This window comes from Streptomyces sp. NPDC059452 (assembly GCF_042750035.1).
Classification (GTDB): domain Bacteria; phylum Actinomycetota; class Actinomycetes; order Streptomycetales; family Streptomycetaceae; genus Streptomyces.
Map to the genome: position 1 here is coordinate 1 of NZ_JBHYVE010000062.1, position 2166 is coordinate 2166.

Consider the following 2166-nt stretch of genomic DNA (forward strand, 5'->3'; position numbering starts at 1 on the left):
GGTGCGCCACGAGGCGCCACGGAATCGAGTGAGGTGAGAGACCTTCACCGCCGGGTTGTCGTAGCAATCCGGTTGAAGCTGGGGGCAGTTCGGTTCGGGGGATGCCGAGCCGGGCGGTAAGCAGCCCCGACAACGCCGGGACGGGTCGGTACTGCCAGACGCCCCGGGTCCGGCTAGCGAGACAGGAAGGTGCACGCGAGAAATCAGTGCCTGACGCCCCGTAATTACGACACCGGCTCGAACCTGGCGGATCTGGGCCGGACGCAGTGCACGACCACCAGTGCTCGTCGGTGGTCGACTCCGAAGCCGACTCTACGCATCGGTGGGGAGGCCACGCTGAAAGTCTGCGGCGTAAGCGTGGCGATGCTGCCGGGGTAGAGCTGGGCACCTCACCTGTCGATCGATTCGTGGTGAACGTGGGAACTGTCCGCGGTCGCCCCTGTATCGGACATCCAGTCCGGTCGGGGGCAGGTCCATCGCCGGCTGATGACTGTCGGGCAGGGCGGAGGCCCCGTAGTACTCCGAGGCCGGGAAAGCCGGTCACATGGGGAAGGGGGCCAGCAAGTCAGCAGTAAGGATGCTGGAATGCCAGGAGGTTTTCGCCGGTGAATACCGACGAGCTGGAATGGGCCTTGATGAAGGCCGAACGCCGGGTACTGGAGATCCAGACCAAGCTGCACCGTTGGGCTGTTGATGATTCTCATCGCAGGTTCGACGACCTGTTCAACCTCGTGGCCGATCCCGCCTTCCTGTTGGTGGCGTGGGGCCGTGTCCGGGGAAACAAGGGCGCCCGCACGGCCGGAGTGGACGGGAAGACCGCCCGCTCCATCGAAGCCGGGCAGGGAGTCGAGGCGTTTCTCGACAAGCTGCGGACCCAGGTCAGAGACCGCAGCTTCCATCCGGTTCCTGTCCGCGAGCGAATGATTCCCAAGGCGAATGGCAAGCTTCGTCGTCTCGGGATTCCGACCGTAGCGGACCGAGTGGTCCAGGCATCCTTGAAACTGGTGCTGGAGCCGGTATTCGAAGCGGATTTCCTCCCGTGTTCCTATGGGTTCCGCCCGAACCGCCGAGCTCACGATGCGATCGCCGAGACCCGCTATCTCGCCAGCCACGGATACGAGTGGGTGGTGGAGGGCGACATCACGGCGTGCTTCGACGAGATCTCGCACCCGGCCCTCATGGATCGGGTGCGGAGTCGAATCGGGGACAAGCGGGTGCTGTCCTTGGTGAAGGCGTTCTTGAAGTCCGGGATCCTGTCCCGGGACGGAGCCTTCACGGACACACGCACCGGGACCCCGCAGGGCGGGATCCTGTCTCCGCTGCTGGCCAACATCGCACTCTCGGTCCTGGACGAGCACATCGCCCGGGGCCTCGGAGGACCAGATAGCACCTCCGAAGGTCGGCGCAGGAGACGGCGCCGAGGATTGCCCAACTACCGGCTGGTCCGGTATGCGGACGACTTCCTCGTACTCGTCTTCGGGCACCGTGAACATGCCGAGGAACTACGCGACGAGGTCGCAGAGACATTGAAGCCAATGGGCCTTCGCCTGTCGGTGGAAAAGACAAAGATCACGCACATTGACGAGGGCCTTGATTTTCTCGGATGGCGCATCCAGCGTCACCGGAAACTCGGCACCGACCGGCAGTACATCTACACCTATCCGGCACGGAAATCAGTGCGTTCCATCACGGGCAAGGTGAAGGAACTGACCGGACGGCAGAACGTCGGATTGTCGCTGGAGTCCTTGCTCCACCGACTGAACTCGGTGTTGCGAGGATGGTGCGCGTATTTCCGTCCCGGAGTGTCGAACGTCGCTTTCTGTTACCTCAGCCACTATGCGTGGATGAGGGTGACACGATGGATCCGGCGCAAGCATCCCGGGATCACTTGGAAGCAGCTCCGTCGACGCTACTACGGCGGCGGCTGGTGGCCCGTCACAGAGGAAGCGGAACTGTTCAACCCGGCAAAGGTAAGTACGACCAGATACCGATACCGGGGAAAACTCATTCCGTCTCCGTGGCCCACTACGGCATGAGGAACTGAACAGGCCGGAACGGGATTTGTGGAGAGCCCGGTGCCCGGAGACGGGCACGCCGGGTTCGGGAGGCGGCTCGGGGAGACCCACTGGTGGAAACATCAGCAGGGCGCCCCGAGTCGACCTCACC

At 63.5% G+C, this 2166-nt stretch carries 1 protein-coding gene; it reads left to right on the top strand.

The features are described from left to right. Positions 1 to 605: 605 nt before the first annotated feature. The gene (ltrA, locus tag ACFW9Z_RS36030) at positions 606 to 2036 is read left to right on the top strand and encodes a group II intron reverse transcriptase/maturase (RefSeq protein WP_384647940.1); all 1431 of its coding nucleotides are present in this window, start codon (positions 606 to 608) and stop codon (positions 2034 to 2036) included. Positions 2037 to 2166 lie beyond the last annotated feature (130 nt).